Annotated in this window: 16 protein-coding genes; 12 read left to right on the top strand and 4 right to left on the bottom strand. The window is 69.9% G+C overall.

The genetic code is table 11. The annotated features are described in order from the left end of the window. Nucleotides 1-69 precede the first annotated feature (69 nt). The gene (locus APR04_RS07815) at nt 70-1086 is read left to right on the top strand and encodes a DNA-directed RNA polymerase subunit alpha (RefSeq protein WP_129788496.1); all 1017 of its coding nucleotides are present in this window, start codon (nt 70-72) and stop codon (nt 1084-1086) included. A 55-nt stretch (nt 1087-1141) separates the two neighbouring features. Further along, the gene (rplQ, locus tag APR04_RS07810; protein WP_253869159.1) at nt 1142-1648 is read left to right on the top strand and encodes a 50S ribosomal protein L17; all 507 of its coding nucleotides are present in this window, start codon (nt 1142-1144) and stop codon (nt 1646-1648) included. Between the two features lie 122 nt (nt 1649-1770). On the opposite strand, the gene APR04_RS07805 is transcribed toward rplQ, so the two are convergent. Then, a complete protein-coding gene (locus APR04_RS07805; RefSeq protein ID WP_253869158.1) occupies nt 1771-2532 on the bottom strand; it encodes an ROK family protein in 762 nt (253 codons plus the stop codon). A 38-nt stretch (nt 2533-2570) separates the two neighbouring features. On the opposite strand from APR04_RS07805, the gene APR04_RS07800 reads away from it, so the two are divergent. After that, complete coding sequence (locus APR04_RS07800; protein ID WP_253869157.1) at nt 2571-3488, top strand: tRNA pseudouridine synthase A; 918 nt, start codon at nt 2571-2573, stop codon at nt 3486-3488. A gap of 83 nt (nt 3489-3571) precedes the next feature. Here APR04_RS07800 and APR04_RS07795 read toward each other — a convergent pair whose 3' ends face one another. After that, a complete protein-coding gene (locus APR04_RS07795; protein WP_253869156.1) occupies nt 3572-3997 on the bottom strand; it encodes a DUF5709 domain-containing protein in 426 nt (141 codons plus the stop codon). A gap of 281 nt (nt 3998-4278) precedes the next feature. On the opposite strand from APR04_RS07795, the gene rplM reads away from it, so the two are divergent. The 4 genes from rplM to APR04_RS07775 all read left to right on the top strand — a co-directional run bounded on the left by rplM (nt 4279) and on the right by APR04_RS07775 (nt 7660). After that, the gene (rplM, locus tag APR04_RS07790) at nt 4279-4728 is read left to right on the top strand and encodes a 50S ribosomal protein L13 (RefSeq protein ID WP_253869154.1); all 450 of its coding nucleotides are present in this window, start codon (nt 4279-4281) and stop codon (nt 4726-4728) included. A gap of 43 nt (nt 4729-4771) precedes the next feature. Continuing rightward, a complete protein-coding gene (rpsI, locus tag APR04_RS07785) occupies nt 4772-5257 on the top strand; it encodes a 30S ribosomal protein S9 (protein WP_253869152.1) in 486 nt (161 codons plus the stop codon). 123 nt (nt 5258-5380) lie between these two features. After that, nucleotides 5381-6748: a phosphoglucosamine mutase gene (gene glmM, locus APR04_RS07780; protein WP_253869150.1), complete on the top strand. Its 1368-nt coding sequence runs from the start codon at nt 5381-5383 to the stop codon at nt 6746-6748. A gap of 222 nt (nt 6749-6970) precedes the next feature. Further along, a complete protein-coding gene (locus tag APR04_RS07775) occupies nt 6971-7660 on the top strand; it encodes a DedA family protein (protein ID WP_253869148.1) in 690 nt (229 codons plus the stop codon). 70 nt (nt 7661-7730) lie between these two features. On the opposite strand, the gene coaA is transcribed toward APR04_RS07775, so the two are convergent. Next, complete coding sequence (coaA, locus tag APR04_RS07770) at nt 7731-8726, bottom strand: type I pantothenate kinase (protein ID WP_253869268.1); 996 nt, start codon at nt 8724-8726, stop codon at nt 7731-7733. Nucleotides 8727-8848: 122 nt separating this feature from the next. On the opposite strand from coaA, the gene glmS reads away from it, so the two are divergent. The 5 genes from glmS (at nt 8849) to APR04_RS07745 (ending at nt 14690) form a co-directional block, all read left to right on the top strand. Then, nucleotides 8849-10750 carry a glutamine--fructose-6-phosphate transaminase (isomerizing) gene (gene glmS / locus APR04_RS07765; protein ID WP_253869146.1) on the top strand — a complete coding sequence of 634 codons (1902 nt, stop codon included), beginning with the start codon at nt 8849-8851 and terminating at the stop codon, nt 10748-10750. 298 nt (nt 10751-11048) lie between these two features. Continuing rightward, nucleotides 11049-11405: a nucleoside triphosphate pyrophosphohydrolase family protein gene (locus APR04_RS07760; RefSeq protein ID WP_253869144.1), complete on the top strand. Its 357-nt coding sequence runs from the start codon at nt 11049-11051 to the stop codon at nt 11403-11405. A gap of 26 nt (nt 11406-11431) precedes the next feature. Beyond that, complete coding sequence (locus APR04_RS07755; RefSeq protein WP_253869142.1) at nt 11432-12301, top strand: alpha/beta fold hydrolase; 870 nt, start codon at nt 11432-11434, stop codon at nt 12299-12301. Nucleotides 12302-12703: 402 nt separating this feature from the next. Then, nucleotides 12704-14269, top strand: a complete 1566-nt coding sequence (locus APR04_RS07750) for an RNA-guided endonuclease InsQ/TnpB family protein (RefSeq protein WP_253869141.1) — start codon at nt 12704-12706, stop codon at nt 14267-14269. Between the two features lie 70 nt (nt 14270-14339). Then, the gene (locus APR04_RS07745) at nt 14340-14690 is read left to right on the top strand and encodes a holo-ACP synthase (protein WP_253869140.1); all 351 of its coding nucleotides are present in this window, start codon (nt 14340-14342) and stop codon (nt 14688-14690) included. A 27-nt stretch (nt 14691-14717) separates the two neighbouring features. Here APR04_RS07745 and APR04_RS07740 read toward each other — a convergent pair whose 3' ends face one another. Continuing rightward, nucleotides 14718-15767: an LLM class F420-dependent oxidoreductase gene (locus APR04_RS07740; RefSeq protein WP_253869139.1), complete on the bottom strand. Its 1050-nt coding sequence runs from the start codon at nt 15765-15767 to the stop codon at nt 14718-14720. Nucleotides 15768-15877: the final 110 nt, after the last annotated feature.

Genomic DNA, 15877 nt, shown 5'->3' with positions numbered 1-15877 from the left:
CACCAGGCAGCGAGAGATCGCATGCCGTGATGCGTCATATAGCGGACGCACACTGAAAGGACACCCACAGTGCTTATCGCACAGCGCCCCACGCTGACCGAAGAGGTCATCTCGGAGAGCCGTTCCCGCTTCTCTATCGAGCCGCTCGAGCCTGGCTTCGGCTACACGCTCGGCAACTCGATGCGTCGCACGCTGCTGTCGTCCATCCCGGGCGCGGCCGTCACCTCCATCCGTATCGACGGTGTGCTGCACGAGTTCAGCACCGTGTCGGGCGTGAAGGAGGACGTCACCGAGATCATCCTCAACATCAAGAACCTCGTCGTCTCCTCGGAGAACGACGAGCCCGTCGTGATGTACCTGCGCAAGCAGGGCGCCGGCATCGTGACCGCCGCGGACATCGTTCCGCCGGCGGGAGTCGAGGTCCACAACCCCGACCTGCACATCGCCACCCTCAACGACAAGGGCAAGCTCGAGATCGAGCTGACCGTCGAGCGGGGCCGTGGGTACGTGTCCGCCGCGCAGAACAAGCAGTTCGACGCGGAGATCGGGCGCATCCCGGTTGATTCGATCTACTCGCCGGTCCTCAAGGTCACGTACAAGGTCGAGGCCACCCGAGTCGAGCAGCGCACCGACTTCGACAAGCTCATCGTCGACGTCGAGACCAAGCAGGCGATCACGCCTCGCGACGCGCTCGCATCGGCTGGCAAGACCCTGGTCGAGCTGTTCGGCCTGGCACGTGAGCTGAACGTCGAGGCCGAGGGCATCGAGATCGGCCCGTCGCCGACGGACACCGCGCTGGCCGCGGACCTGGCACTGCCGATCGAGGAGCTCAACCTCACCATCCGTTCGTACAACTGCCTCAAGCGCGAGGGCATCCACCAGGTGGGCGAGCTTGTGGCTCGCAGCGAGGCGGACCTGCTCGACATCCGCAACTTCGGTGCCAAGTCGATCACCGAGGTCAAGGAGAAGCTGGCCGAGCTCGGCCTCAGCCTCAAGGACTCGCCGCTGGACTTCGATCCGGCCGGCGCTTCGTACTTCGAGGGTGGCGACTCCGCGGCCTACAGCGGCGACGAGCAGTCGTACTGACGTCCCGCGTCCGGCCTAGGCCGGACGCGCGGAACCACTTCCAAGGAGACAAGTAATGCCTACCCCTACCAAGGGTCCGCGGCTCGGCGGTAGCCCGGCTCACCAGCGCCTGATCCTCGCGAACCTGTCGACCTCCCTCTTCGAGCACGGCCGCATCACGACCACGGAGACCAAGGCCAAGCGCCTGCGTCCCCTGGCTGAGCGCCTGATCACGTTCGCGAAGAAGGGCGACCTGTCCGCTCGTCGCCGCGTGCTCACCGTCGTGCGTGACAAGGGTGTGGTGCACACGCTCTTCACCGAGATCGCCCCGGCCATGGCCGAGCGCAACGGTGGCTACACGCGCATCACCAAGATCGGCACCCGCAAGGGCGACAACGCGCCGATGGCGGTCATCGAGCTCGTCACCGAGCCCGTGAGCCCCAAGCAGGCAGTCGTCAAGGAGGCCACCAAGGCCGCCGAGAAGGCCGCCCCCGTCGAGGACGCCCCGGTCGAGGACGTCCAGGACGCCCCGGTCGAGGACGCTCCGGCTGAGGAGACCACGGAGGAGAAGAAGGAGGCCTGAGCCTCTTTCTCCCCCTGCACGACGCCGGGCCGCACCTTCCGTACGGAGGGTGCGGCCCGGCGTCGTCGTCCCGTGACGTGTCAGCCGTACGGGTCACCCTGCTGACCCGTACGCCTGACACGTCAGGTGGTCGCTGGGAGGTCCCAAGCTCGCGCGCCGCCCACCAGCGCGGCGGAGTTCGGCACGATGACGACGTCGTCCCCGAGCCGGGTGAGTGCCGACGGCGTGATGCACCGTGCGTTCCCGCCGCCGATGTAGAGCCGGTCCCAGAGGAAGACGGGTCGCAGGCCGTCGACGACGGAGACGACCCGGCGCGACCACAGCCCGTCACCGAGCCGACGGCGTTCGGGCTCACCGATGTACTGGTCGTACGTCAGGCTGCGGCGCACCGGGGCGTGCGACCACTCCAGGTGCGGCGCTATGCGCCCGCCGTGGAACATGGCCGTCCCCAGGCCGGTGCCGAGGGTGATGACGAGCTCGAGACCCGACGCGGCGACGACGCCGGCGCCGTGCACCTCGGCGTCGTTCAGGACGAGCGCGGGCAGGCCGAGCCGCTCCGCGACCGCCGCGCGCATGTCGAAGCTGCGCCAGGCGTCGAGCAGGTCGGGCAGCACGCGGGAGCGGGGCCCTGACCGCGTGATGTAGTGCGGCGTGTGCACGACGACGCCGCTGCGGATCATGCCCGGCAGGCCGACCGTGACCCGCCCGGCCGCCGGCAGGTCGGTGGCGATCTTCGCGATCGTGTCGACGAGCAGCTCGGGCGGGAGGGGGTACGGCGTCGGGACGCGGACCGGCGTCGCGTGGGCGGTGCCTGACGTGTCGAGGACTGCCGCCTTGATCCCGCCGCCACCGCAGTCGACTGCCAGCGTGAGGATGTCTGCCATGACGTCACTTTACGAACCATGAGCCAGGATCGGGGAAGATGACCTACGTGAACGAGTTCATCAGGGCCCGCCTCGACCTCGCCTACGACGGAACCGGCTTCGCCGGCTGGGCGCGCCAGCCGGGCCTGCGCACCGTGGAAGGTGCCCTCGAGGAGGGGCTCGCGCGCGTCCTGCGCAGCGAGCAGCTCGGCCGGCCGACGCCCCGGTTCACCGTGGCCGGACGCACCGACTCGGGCGTCCACGCACGGGGGCAGGTGGCGCACGTCGACATCGAGGCGGGTGCCTGGGCCGCGCTGCCCGGGCGTTCCGGGCGGTCCAGCCGTACACCGGCGGAGGCGCTGGTGTCCCGGCTGACGGGCGTGCTCCCCGGCGACGTCGTCGTGCGCGCCGCCGATCCGGCGCCGCCGGGATTCGACGCGCGCTTCTCCGCACTGCGCCGCCGCTACACCTACCGGATCGCTGACGCCCTCGAGCTCAGGGACCCGCTGCGCCGCAGGCACGTCCTGTGGTCCCGTAAGCCGCTCGACGTCGCCGCGATGGACGACGCCGTCCGCCCGCTCACCGGGGTCCGCGACTTCGCCTCGTACTGCAAGCCCCGGCCGGGTGCGACAACCATCCGCGAGCTGCAGCGCATCGCCTGGGAGCGGCCTACCGAGGGACCGGACGCCGGGCTCGCGATCGCGCACGTCGTCGCCGACGCGTTCTGCCACAACATGGTGCGGGCGCTGGTCGGTGCGTCCATAGCGGTGGGGGAGGGGCGCCGCCCCGTGAGCTGGCCGGCGGTCCTCCTGGCGAGCCGGCGCCGGGACGCGGGCGTCTTCGTCGTGCCGCCGGAGGGGCTGTGCCTCGAGGAGATCACGTTCCCGCCGGACGAGGAGCTCGCAGCGCGCGCCGACGCCGTCCGCACGAAGCGCATGGACGAGGACGTCTGGGAAGAGATCGTCGGCGCGGAGTAGACCGACGGCCCTGGCCGAGCCCGTCGAGCTCCCGTGGGGACCTCGACGAGCCAGCCAGCGAGACGGCTACGTCGCGTCCCCGGTCAGGGCTCCTCGACCCAGTGGACCGCTGCCTCCTCGGCGCTCGCTCCCGCGCCGTCGATGCCCGCGTCCGTCCCGTACACGTCGTTCTCGCGGTTGCCGTCCTCGCCGGCGTAGCTGCCAGGGTCCGCGTCGGGGTCCGACACGAGCCGTCCGGCGCGCGACGTGTCGGCGCGGTCGAGGGGGTCGGTCTGCCAGACGTCCGGCTCCTCCTCGCCCAGGCGCTGGTCCATCGGCTCGCCGTGCCGCTCCTCCCAGCCAGTCTCGCCCCAGTGGTTGCTGCGGGGGCGGTCGGGCGGGGAGTAGCCCTCGTCGAGCTGGTCCTTCGTGCCGCGGTTGAGCAGGGTGTCCTCGGAGGGGAGCTGGTCGGTGTCGCCCTCAGCGAGCCCGTCCGGTCCTGGCATGGTGGCTGGGGTTTCCTCGGTCATGTTCCTACCGTGACACCGGATCGGCGCGGACGCCACAGGCGGACGTGTCGAACCTCATGGTCCTCGACGGGCGTCGAGACCCGGCTCGCTTTGACCCCCGGGGAAGCAGCCAGGTACTCTGATGAGTCGTTGTGCTTTGTCACGACGTCTTGCGCCAGCACCGAGCCCACTCGAGTGCTGACGATCGGCCCGGACGTCATTCTGACCCCCGCGCACAACGACCTGACTCTTCGGGCGCTGCTTCTCGCCCGACGACACCGAAAACGAAAAGGTTACGAACCGTGCGTACGTACACCCCCAAGCCCGGCGACGTCCAGCGCGACTGGTACGTCATCGACGCGACCGACGTCGTCCTGGGCCGCCTGGCAAGCCAGGTCGCCATATTGCTGCGCGGGAAGCACAAGCCGACTTTCGCCCCGCACGTCGACGGCGGTGACTTCGTCATCATCATCAATGCGGACAAGGTCGCGCTGAGCGGCAACAAGCGCGAGACCAAGATGGCCTACCGTCACTCGGGTTACCCGGGCGGCCTCACTGCCACCCCGTACGGCGAGTTCCTGGACACCAAGCCGGAACGCGCCGTCGAGAAGGCTGTGCGCGGCATGATTCCCAAGACCTCGCTCGGTCGGGACCAGATGACCCACCTGAAGGTCTATGCAGGCTCTGAGCACCCGCACACGGCACAGCAGGCCAAGCCGTTCGAGATCACCCAGGTTTCGCAGCAGGCCTGAGGCCGCTGCCGGATCGCAACGCGAAGGACGCGAGGACACCACAGTGGCCGAGACCACCGTCGAAATCGAGCAGGGCGCAGAGACGCCCAGCAACTACACCACCGAGACTGCCGCACCCGCAACGCGCGGCTCGTCCATCACCGCCCCGGCTCAGGCCCTCGGGCGCCGCAAGGAGGCCGTGGCGCGCGTGCGCCTCGTCCCCGGCACCGGCACCTGGAAGGTCAACGGCCGCACCCTCGAGGAGTACTTCCCGAACAAGGTGCACCAGCAGCTGGTGAACTCGCCGCTGCAGCTGGTCGAGGTCGAGGGCCGCTTCGACGTCATCGCCCGTATCACGGGTGGAGGCACGTCGGGCCAGGCCGGCGCACTGCGCCTGGGCATCGCCCGTGCGCTGAACGAGATCGACGAGGACGCGAACCGCGCCGAGCTCAAGAAGGCCGGTTTCCTCCGGCGTGACGACCGCAAGGTCGAGCGCAAGAAGGCCGGTCTCAAGAAGGCCCGCAAGGCTCCGCAGTACAGCAAGCGCTGATCCCAGCGCGTGGCTGGGTGGCCCCGCCGAACAGTTTCGACACTGTTCAGCGGGGCCATCTGCATTCTGGTAAGCGCCGGAGGCCCACTACGGTGGGATCCGAACGATCTGAGGAGAACCGGCATGGTCAGGCTGTTCGGCACCGACGGAGTTCGGGGCCTCGCCAACAAGGACATCACGGCGGAGCTGGCGCTGGAGCTGGGCGCCGCCGCCGCTCGCGTGCTGACGGCACAGGGTGAGCTGCTAGGGCCGCGTCCGCGCGCGGTCGTCGGGCGGGATACTCGCGCCTCGGGCGAGTTCCTCGCGGGCGCCGTCGCGGCGGGACTCGCGTCAGCTGGCGTGGACGTGGTGATGCTCAACGTGCTGCCGACGCCCGCACTGGCTTATCTCGTGACGGAGCTGGAGGCCGACCTGGGCGTCATGGTCTCCGCCTCGCACAACCCGATGCCGGACAACGGCATCAAGTTCTTCGCCCGGGGAGGCCTCAAGCTCGACGACGCCGTCGAGGACGCCATCCAGGCCACGCTCGGCGACGAGTGGGAGCGGCCGACGGGCGCGGACGTGGGGCGCATCCGCACTGACGGCCAGGCCGCCGCGGAGCGCTACGTGCGGCACCTGACCGACAGCGTCGGGACCACCCCCGACCACCGGCCGCTCGAGGGCCTGCGCATCGCTCTCGACTGCGCCAACGGCGCCGCGAGCGAGGTGGGCCCGGACGCGCTGCGTGCTGCGGGCGCCGACGTCGTGGTGATGAACGCCAGCCCGGACGGCCGGAACATCAACGAGAAGTGCGGCTCCACGCACCCGGAGCAGCTGCAGGCCGTCGTCGTGGCGTCCGAGTCGGACTTCGGCGTCGCGTTCGACGGCGACGCCGACCGCTGCCTCGCCGTCGACCACACCGGTGCCATCGTGGACGGCGACCAGATCCTCGGGATCCTCGCCAGCGCGCTCCAGGAGGAGGGGCGCCTGCCGGGCGACACCCTCGTGGTGACCGTGATGAGCAACCTCGGTCTGATCCTGGCGATGCGGGAGCGCGGCATCACGACGGTGCAGACCGCCGTCGGCGACCGGTACGTGCTCGAGGAGATGCGCGCCAAGGGCTTCGGCCTCGGCGGCGAGCAGTCCGGGCACATCATCCTGGCCGACCACGCCACGACGGGCGACGGCGTGCTCTCGGCGCTGCACCTCGCCGCACGCGTCAAGGCGTCGGGCAAGCGTCTGGCCGACCTCGCGGGCCAGATCGAGCGTCTGCCACAGACTCTCGTCAACGTGCGGGGTGTGGACAAGTCGCGCGCGGGTACCGACGAGGGCGTCCAGGCGGCCGTGGCCGACGCGACAGCACGTCTGGGGGAGACCGGCCGGGTGCTGCTGCGTCAGTCCGGCACGGAGCCGCTGGTGCGCGTCATGGTCGAGGCCCCAGGGCAGGACGAGGCGGACAAGGTGGCTGAGGACCTGGCCGCCGTCGTGCGGGAGCGGCTGGCACTGCAGTGATCGGTGCCGTGCCGGCGCGCGAGGTTGTGGCGGCAGGCACGGCAGGCGTGAACGCTCCGTGAATCCTTGGGAAGCGGGGTTCTACCAGGGGGACCCCTGATGCCTTTCAGGGGATCCCTTTGCGTAGGCTGACCGCAGGCACTGACAAGTGCCGTCCTCCGCCCCCGGGCGCCGCCCTGAGCCTGTCGACGGGTAGTGCTCGACCGAGACTCTCGAGGTCCCGTGCTCGAACTCATCTCCACAGTCCTGAGCGCCACCGAGGCCTGGATCCTCGCCATGGCGGCCTCGCCGTGGATCTACCCGGCGATGTTCGCGTTCGCCACCATCGACGGCTTCTTCCCGCCGCTGCCCAGCGAGTCCGTCGTGATCACGCTGGCGGTGTCGGCGCACACCACCGGCACGCCGTCGATGTGGCTCGTGCTCCTGACGGCGGCGGCCGGAGCATGGGTGGGCGACCAGATCGCCTACCAGATCGGGCACATGATCGGCACCGAGCGCGTGCCGTTCCTGCGAGGCCCGCGCGGGCGCCGGGCGGTGGCCTGGGCGGAGCGGGCGCTGACCCGCCGGGGGGCGTCCTTCATCCTGGCGGCGCGCTACGTGCCGATCGGCCGGGTCGCCGTGAACATGACGGCGGGCGCCGTCGCCTACCCCCGCCGCCGGTTCATGGTCATCGCGGCGATCGCCGCGGTCATGTGGGCGCTCTACTCGGCGGGTATCGGCCTGGTCGCGGCGCAGTGGCTCGGCCACGACCCGCTCATGGCGATCGGTATCGGCGTGGTGCTGGGTGTCGCGATGGGCTTCGTCGTGGACAAGGTGGTCGGCTGGTTCTCGTACCGGCACCTCGACGAGGAGCCCGAGCCCTCGGCGGACCCGTCCGACGCGAAGGTCACGGTCCCGCCGTCGGAACCCTGAGTGTCGTGGGCGCGACCGTCGTGCCTGTCCGTCCGGTCCTGGCGCAACGAGCACGCCAGCGGCCGAGGGCTCAGAGCTTGCGGAGGCGGACCCGCTGCACCGCGTGGTCGGAGCCCTTGGTCAGGACGAGCGTCGCGCGGCCCCGCGTGGGGATGATGTTCCGTTCGAGGTTGGGCGCGTTGATGGACTCCCAGATCTTCAGGGCACGCTCCGTCGCCTCCTGGTCGGAGAGCGAGGCGTACCGCCGGAAGTAGGAGTCGGGCTTGGTGAACGCGGTACGGCGCAGCTCGAGGAACCGGTCCACGTACCACTGCCGGATGTTCCGCGTGCGGGCATCCACGTAGATCGAGAAGTCGAAGAAGTCGCTCACCGCGACGGTCGACTCGTCGACGGTCGACGGACGGGCGGGCTGCAGCACGTTGAGGCCCTCGACGACGAGCACGTCGGGCTTGCGGACCACCAGCTCCTCGCCCGGCACGATGTCGTAGGTGACGTGCGAGTACACGGGTGCACGCACCTCGGCCCGGCCGGCCTTGATCCTGGAGAGGAACCGGATCAGGGCGCGCCGGTCGTACGACTCGGGGAAACCCTTGCGCTCCATCAGGCCGCGTCGTTCGAGCTCGGCGTTGGGGTAGAGGAACCCGTCCGTCGTGATGAGCTCGACGCGCGGCGTCTCCGGCCAGCGGGCGAGCATCTCGCGCAGCACGCGCGCCGTCGTCGACTTGCCGACGGCGACCGAGCCGGCCACCCCGATGACGTACGGCGTGCGGGGCGGATCCTCGTGCAGAAAGGTGGACGTCGCGTCGTGCAGGCCGCCCGTGGCCATCACGTACAGGTTGAGCAGGCGCGACAGGGGCCGGTAGATCGCGTCGACCTCGGCCAGGTCGATGGGGTCGCCGAGACCCCGCAGACGCTCGACGTCCTCGTCGGTCAGCGGCAGGGGAGTGGAGGCCGACAGCCGGCTCCAGGCCGCACGGTCGAGATCCACGTAGGGCGAGGACGAGGCGAGGGCCAGCAGATGCTCGCCGTGATCCGTCGTCGGGAACTGGGAAACCACCTGCAGCATTGTGCCCCAACCAGCCGCGGGAATCGCCACCGGCCTCGGCGGGGCGTCGCGCGGCGTGTGCGGGAGGCCGCTTGTGAGCCTGGTCATGGGGGCAAGTCAGGACCCTCGCTAGACTCGCCCGCATGTGTGGGATTGTGGGTTACACGGGAACTGCTGCGACTACGGCGGACGGGAACGCCTCAGGTGCTGCCACGCCGTCGGGCACGCCCCTCGCCGTCGCCATCGAAGGGCTGCGCCGGCTGGAGTACCGCGGATACGACTCGGCCGGTGTCGCGCTCGTCGCGCCGGGGCTGGACGGCGTCGCCTGGGCCAAGAAGTCGGGCAAGCTCGCCAACCTGATCGAGGCGCTCGACCAGGAGCCGCTGCCCGAGGCCACTGCTGCGATCGGCCACACCCGCTGGGCCACGCACGGCGGTCCGACGGACGCGAACGCGCACCCGCACCTGGCCGACGGCGACCGGCTCGCCGTGATCCACAACGGCATCGTCGAGAACTTCGCCCAGCTCAAGGCCGAGCTGCTGGCCGACGGCGTGGCGTTCCGCTCCGAGACCGACACCGAGGTGGCCGCTCATCTCGTGGCCAAGGCGTACCGCGAGACCGGGGACCTGACCGAGGCCATGACGGTCGTGGCAGGTCGCCTGCACGGCACGTTCACGCTGCTCGCCGTCCACGCGGACGTGCCGGAGACGGTGGTGGGCGCACGGCACGACTCCCCGCTCGTCGTGGGTCTCGGCGAGGGGGAGAACTTCCTCGGGTCGGACGTCGCCGCGTTCATCGCGCACACCAAGGAGGCCCTCGAGCTGGGCCAGGACCAGGTGGTGACGATCACGCCGACGTCGGTGGCCGTGACCGACTTCGACGGCAAGCCCGCAGAGGCCAAGCGCTACACCGTGGACTGGGACGCTGCCGCCGCCGAGAAGGGCGGCTTCGACTCCTTCATGGACAAGGAGATCCACGACCAGCCGCAGGCCGTCGCAGACACCCTGCTCGGCCGCACCGACGCCGCAGGGGCGCTGGTCCTGGACGACCTGCGCATCGACGAGTCGATCCTGCGCGCGGTGAACAAGATCATCGTGGTCGCCTGCGGCACCGCCGCCTACTCCGGGCACGTCGCGAAGTACGCGATCGAGCACTGGTGCCGGATCCCCGTCGAGGTCGAGCTGGCACACGAGTTCCGCTACCGCGACCCGATCGTCGACGAGCGCACGCTGGTCGTGGCCGTGACACAGTCCGGCGAGACCATGGACACCCTGATGGCCGTGCGGCACGCCCGTGAGCAGGGCGCCAAGGTCATCTCGATAGTCAACACCCACGGTTCGACGATCCCGCGCGAGTCCGACGCCGTGCTGTACACGCACGCGGGCCCCGAGATCGCCGTCGCCTCCACCAAGGCGTTCCTCGCGCAGATCACCGCCGCCTACGTGCTCGGCCTGTACCTGGCGCAGCTGCGGGGCAACAAGTTCCCCGACGAGATCGTGACGCTGCTCGACGAGCTGCGCGCCATGCCGCGCAAGATCCAGACGGTCATCGAGCGCGGCGAGTACGTGCGTGCGACCGCCCGGTCCATGGAGAAGTCCGACAAGGTGCTGTTCCTTGGCCGGCACGTCGGGTTCCCTGTGGCTCTGGAGGGCGCGCTCAAGCTCAAGGAGCTCGCGTACATCCACGCGGAGGGCTTCGCGGCGGGCGAGCTCAAGCACGGTCCGATCGCCCTGATCGACGAGGGCCAGCCAGTGTTCGTCGTCGTGCCCTCGCCGCGCGGGCGCGACTCCTTGCACTCCAAGATCATCTCGAACATCCAGGAGATCCGGGCGCGCGGCGCACGGACCCTGGTGATCGCGGAGGACGGCGACGACGAGGTGCGCAAGTACGCCGACGAGATCTTCTGGATCCCCCAGGCGCCCACGCTGCTCCAGCCGCTGCTGGCCGTCGTGCCGCTGCAGATCTTCGCGATGGCGCTGGCGAGCGCGAAAGGGCTGGACGTGGACCAGCCGCGCAACCTCGCGAAGTCCGTGACCGTGGAGTAGCCGGCTGCGGCCGGGCGCCGAGCCGCAAGTTGGGCGTGGTCTCGGTTGCCGAGCCGCAAGAACCTCGTCCATCAGGGTTCAGATGGACGTGTTGTTTGCGGATCGGCGCCCGGATGCACAGGTAGGTTGCGGTTCGACGTCGGCAGTGGTTGCCGTTGGCTGGGTAAGTTGCGGTTGGGTCAGCAGCGTCGACGCGCAACTTGCGGCTCGGCGCGCGGGCACCCGACCGCCCGATGCTCCCCGGTCGTGCGCGGCGCGCGGGCCGGGTGAGCGTCTCGGCTGTGGCACGCTCGGCGGCGTGGACCTCAAGAATCTTTCCGACGAAGTCGAGATCATCAGCCGCGTCTACGCGCGGGTGCACGGGGTGGAGCGCACCGACGACTGGCTCGTCCTGAAGCTCCACGAAGAGGTCGGCGAGCTGACCCAGGCGTTCCTCAACCTGACGGGCCGTTCGCGGGACCGCGGCCTGTCCGACGACGAGACGCGCGACGCGTTCCGCGGTGAGGTCGCTGACGCGCTGGCCCAGCTCTTGCTCGTGGCCCGGCGGTTCGACGTGGACCTGCCCGAGGAGCTCGAGCGCAAGTGGTTCCGCTGGCGGCACCTGGTCCAGCCGGAGGACATCGCCGGCATCGGGGATGTCGGAGGCTCCGTCTAACCTCTGGGCTGACGGAAGGGGCGTACATGGCGTACGTGGAGGTTGACGGGGTCCGGGTGCACTACGTGGAGCACGGGCCGGCAGGCCCCGGGGTGCTCACGGCAGTCCTGGTCCACGGGTTCCCGGTGGATCACCGGCTCATGGTCGGCGCGTTCGAGCCGGTCTTCGCGGAGCGGCCGGGGTGGCGTCGCTTCTACGTCGACCTGCCGGGCATGGGCGGGACGGTGGCACCCGGCGTCGCGAGCACCGACGACGTCTTCCGGATCCTGCGGGCCGCGGTCCAGGCACTGGTGCCGGACGGCCCGTACGTCGTCGTCGGCCAGTCGTACGGTGGCTATCTGGCGCGCGGGCTCGCCGCCGCCGACCCGGAACGGGTGGTCGGACTGGCCGTCATGGTGACCGTGGTCGAACCGCGCCACGAGCTGCGCCGGCTCCCCGCACGTCAGGTGCTCGTCCGCGACCCGGAGCTCGCCGAGCGAGTCGGCACCGAGGCGTGCGACGCCGAGGAGATCCTCGTGGTGCAGACCGAGGAGACCTGGGCACGCTCACGGCAGGAGACCGACCCCGGGCTGGCAGCGGCCGACCCCGAGGTGGTCGCGCGGGTCGAGGCGCGCTATGCGGGGAGCTTTCCCGTCGAGCCCGTGCCGTTCGAGAAGCCGGCGCTCATCGTCGTCGGGCGGCAGGACTCGGTCACCGGCTACCGCGACGCGTGGGAGCTGGTCGAGCACTACCCGCGGGCCACCTTCGCGGTGCTCGACCGCGCGGGCCACGCGCTGCACCTCGAGCAGCGAGGGTTGTTCGAGGCGTTGGTGAGCGAGTGGCTGGACCGCATCGAGGAAGGGGCCGGCGCTCTGCGGGCGCCGGCCGAGCAGCCAGAGCCGAACAGCCAGAGCTGAGCAGGTGGACGGGAGCCGTCAGCTCGAGACCGCGACGAACACGAGCAGGCTGACGATCGCCGCGATCACGACGCCGAAGATCACGACCATGAGCACAGGGAAGGGGAGCTTGTCGTCGTCCTCGGGCATGGCGGCCTCCTACGCATGAAAGGTGGCGCTCTGCCGGTACGATGCAGGCGCCACCTTTACTTCTACATTACTGGAGCATAGTGCCTGAAAACGGGCATGACGCGCAAGGCCGGAGGTGCGGTACGTGGACGAGACCAGGGACCCTGACCGACGATCTAAGGCCTGATTCGGAAGTCGTCGGCGTTGGGGAGTGGAGGGGGGCGAGCGGATTCCACGGAGAGCCTGCCGAACGGGCGTTCTAGTAATGCTTTGTTGGGTGGCAGCATGGTTTACATGCCCAGGCATACGTCGTTCCGGTTCTGTCTCGACCTGTCGGTCGAGCAGGAACGTGTGCTGTCCCGGCATGTGGGCGCGGCCCGGTTCGCGTTCAACCAGGCCCTGCGCCTGCACAAGGACGCACGCTCGGCGGCCTACCGCGGGCAGCCCCAAAAGGCAGGGACGGGGCCGGACGGTGCCCAGCACGGGGACAGTGGTGTCCCGGGTGTTCGGGTGCCGTGGTCGGGGTTTGATCTGGTCAACGCGTTCAACGCCTGGAAGCGGTCCGCGGCCGCCGGGCGCCGGTTCCTGGTCGACGCCGCTGGACAGACACAGATCCACGTGACGGGTCTGGTCTGGCGTGATCAGGTGCTGGCGCAGGTGTTCGAGGAAGCCGCCGTGGACCTGGGCCGAGGATTGAAAGCGGCCGCTGACTCTCTCGCTCGTTCCCGGAAAGGGCCGACGGTCCGGTTCCCCCGCTTCAAGAAGAAGAGCCCGACCAGTGGGTCGTTCCGCATCCGGAACAAGATCGGCAAGGGTCGGTCGAGCATCCGGGTGGGCGACGGCGACCGTCCGCGGTCGGTGACATTGTCGAAGATCGGGACGTTGCGGGTGCGGGAGGACACCCGACGGCTGCGTCGAATGATCGCCACCGGCCGGGCCCGGATTGTGTTCGTCACGGTCTCCCGGGGTGCGAGCCGGTGGTGGATCTCCATCACTGTCGAAGCCGCCGACCTCCACCCCGCCATGCGGCACACACCCCGGCGCGCCGGGGCGCCGTCGCAGGTGGTAGCAGACGATATCCAGCACGGCGGGCAGGGCTGGGTGGGTGTGGATCGTGGCCTGCATGCCCTGGTCGTGGCCGGGGCGTCCGACGGCGTCGAGGTCCTGCGGGCCGATAACCAGCGGGCCATGCGGCGAGGCCTGCCGAGACTGCGCCGCCTGGCCCAGGCGGTGTCGCGGAAGGAGAAGGGATCGAAGAACCGTCAGAAGGCTGTCGCCCGCTTGGGGCGCCAGCATGCCCGGATCCGTAACCGCCGCCGTCATGTGCTGCATCAGGTGTCCAATCAGCTGGTCAAGAACCACGACCGGCTGGTCTTGGAAGACCTGAACATCACCGGCATGCGATCCAACCGCACCCTCTCGCGCGCCATCAGTGATGCGGCGTGGGGAGAGCTCGCCCGGCAGATCACGTACAAGCAGGCCTGGCGCGACGGGCACGTCCTGCTCGCGGACCGGTGGTTCCCGTCATCGAAGACCTGCTCCGCCTGCGGCGCCCTGCGCAAGGGCCTGACACTCAAGGACCGCACGTTCGAGTGTGGTGAGTGCGGGCTGGCGCTGGATCGGGATCTGAATGCCGCCGTCAATCTCGCCGCCTGGGCCGAGAACCACACCCTCACCACCCGGGCAGGTACTGCCGCGGAGGGTGCGGGGTGTGGTGCTGCCCGGGTCGGGGACCGTCAAGCAGCCGGCCCCGTCACCAACGCCTACCGACAGGACACCCCCACCCACCACACCCCACCGGGCCGTGGCGGCAAGGGACTGGACGAAGTAGGAACCAGTCAGACCGCACCAACGGCCTGAATCTGGACGCCCGAGAAGGGCGGTGTTTCACAAGCCTCAGGGCTTCCGAAACACGCCGTAGGCTGAGCCAATGATCATCGGTACGGGTATCGACGTGGTCGACGTGGACCGGTTCATGGAGACCCTCGACCGCACGCCCCGGCTGCGCGAGAAGCTCTTCACGGACGTCGAGCGCGAGCTGCCGCCGGCGTCCCTGGCCGCCCGGTTCGCGGCCAAGGAGGCCATCGCGAAGTCGCTCGGCGCGCCAGGGAACCTCCGCTGGCACGACGTCACGGTGCACCGCACGGTGGGTGGTCCGCCCCGGATCGACGCGAGCGGCACCGTCGCCGCCCGCGCCGCCGAGCTCGGTGTGCGCACGTGGCACATCACGATCTCGCACGACGCGGGCATCGCGTCCGCCATGGTGATCGCCGAAGGGTGATCGCGGAAGGGTGATCTTCCGCCCGGACTACTGGAGCTCCGGGATGACCTGCTTCTCGAAGAGCTCGAGGCCGGACTGGTCGTAGGCGGCCTCCTGGAAGTACGTGATCGCGTACTCCAGGCCGCGAACACGCATGTCCTGCAGCCGTTCGACGATCTGCTCGGGCGTCCCGACCAGGAGCCCGGCCCGCCAGGTGCTGAGCTCGTCGTCGGCCTTCTCGGGGGCCCACCTGCGCAGGTGGGCCTCGATCCAGGCCATGCGCTCCGCGACGTCCGCCTCGGTCTCGCCGATCACCACGTTGTAGTTCGCCGACCGGGTGATCTCACCGAAGTCCCGGCCCACGTCCTTGCAGTGCGCCTCCAGCACGCCCGACTTGTGCGCGAAGGCCTCGGGCGAGCCGGCGAAGTTGGTGTACTGGGCGTGCTGCGCGGCGATGCGCAGGGTCTTCTTCTCGCCGCCACCGGCGATCCACAGGGGGATGGAGGGCACCTCCGCACCGCCGTCGCCCACCGGGAGCTGCTGCAGGGGCTGCGGGTAGCAGAGGGCGCCGTCGACCTGGTAGCGCTGGCCCTCGAACGTGCCGGAGGACCCGGTGCGCCACATGTTCGCCATGATCTGCACGCCCTCGTCGAGCGCGCGCAGGCGCTCCCCCGCTGACGGGAAGCCGTAGCCGTAGGCGCGCCACTCGTGCTCGTACCAGCCTGCGCCGATACCCATCTCGACCCGGCCGCCCGAGATCGTGTCGATGGTCGAGGCGACCTTGGCCAGGTAGGTCGGCTCGCGGTACGCCATGCAGGTACACATCTGCCCCAGCCGGATGCGCTGCGTGGCGGCGGCGAACGCGGCCATGAGGGACCAGGCCTCGTGCGTCGCCTCGGTGGTGACCTGCGGGACGGTGTGGAAATGGTCGTAGACCCAGGCTGAGGTCCACGCGAACTCACCGCCCGGGACGGCCTCGCCGGCCGCCTGGTTCTCCGCGCGGTGCACAAGGGACAGCATGGAAGCCCACTGGTCGGCAGGCGCGATGTCGACCAGGTCGAGGCGCCAGCCCTGCGGGATGAAGAGTCCGAATCGCATGACCCGACCCTATGCCGACCGAGATCCCGACGGGGGAGGGGCGGTCCAGGATGCTCGGTCCTGGTACCCGGGACAGCGGTGGAAGCGGCACTATAGGACCGTGAAAGACG

Origin of the sequence: Promicromonospora umidemergens (genome assembly GCF_024171995.1) — a bacterium.
GTDB lineage: Bacteria > Actinomycetota > Actinomycetes > Actinomycetales > Cellulomonadaceae > Promicromonospora > Promicromonospora umidemergens.
The sequence above is the reverse complement of the archived record's forward strand: the minus strand, read 5'-3'. Positions and strand labels throughout refer to the sequence as shown.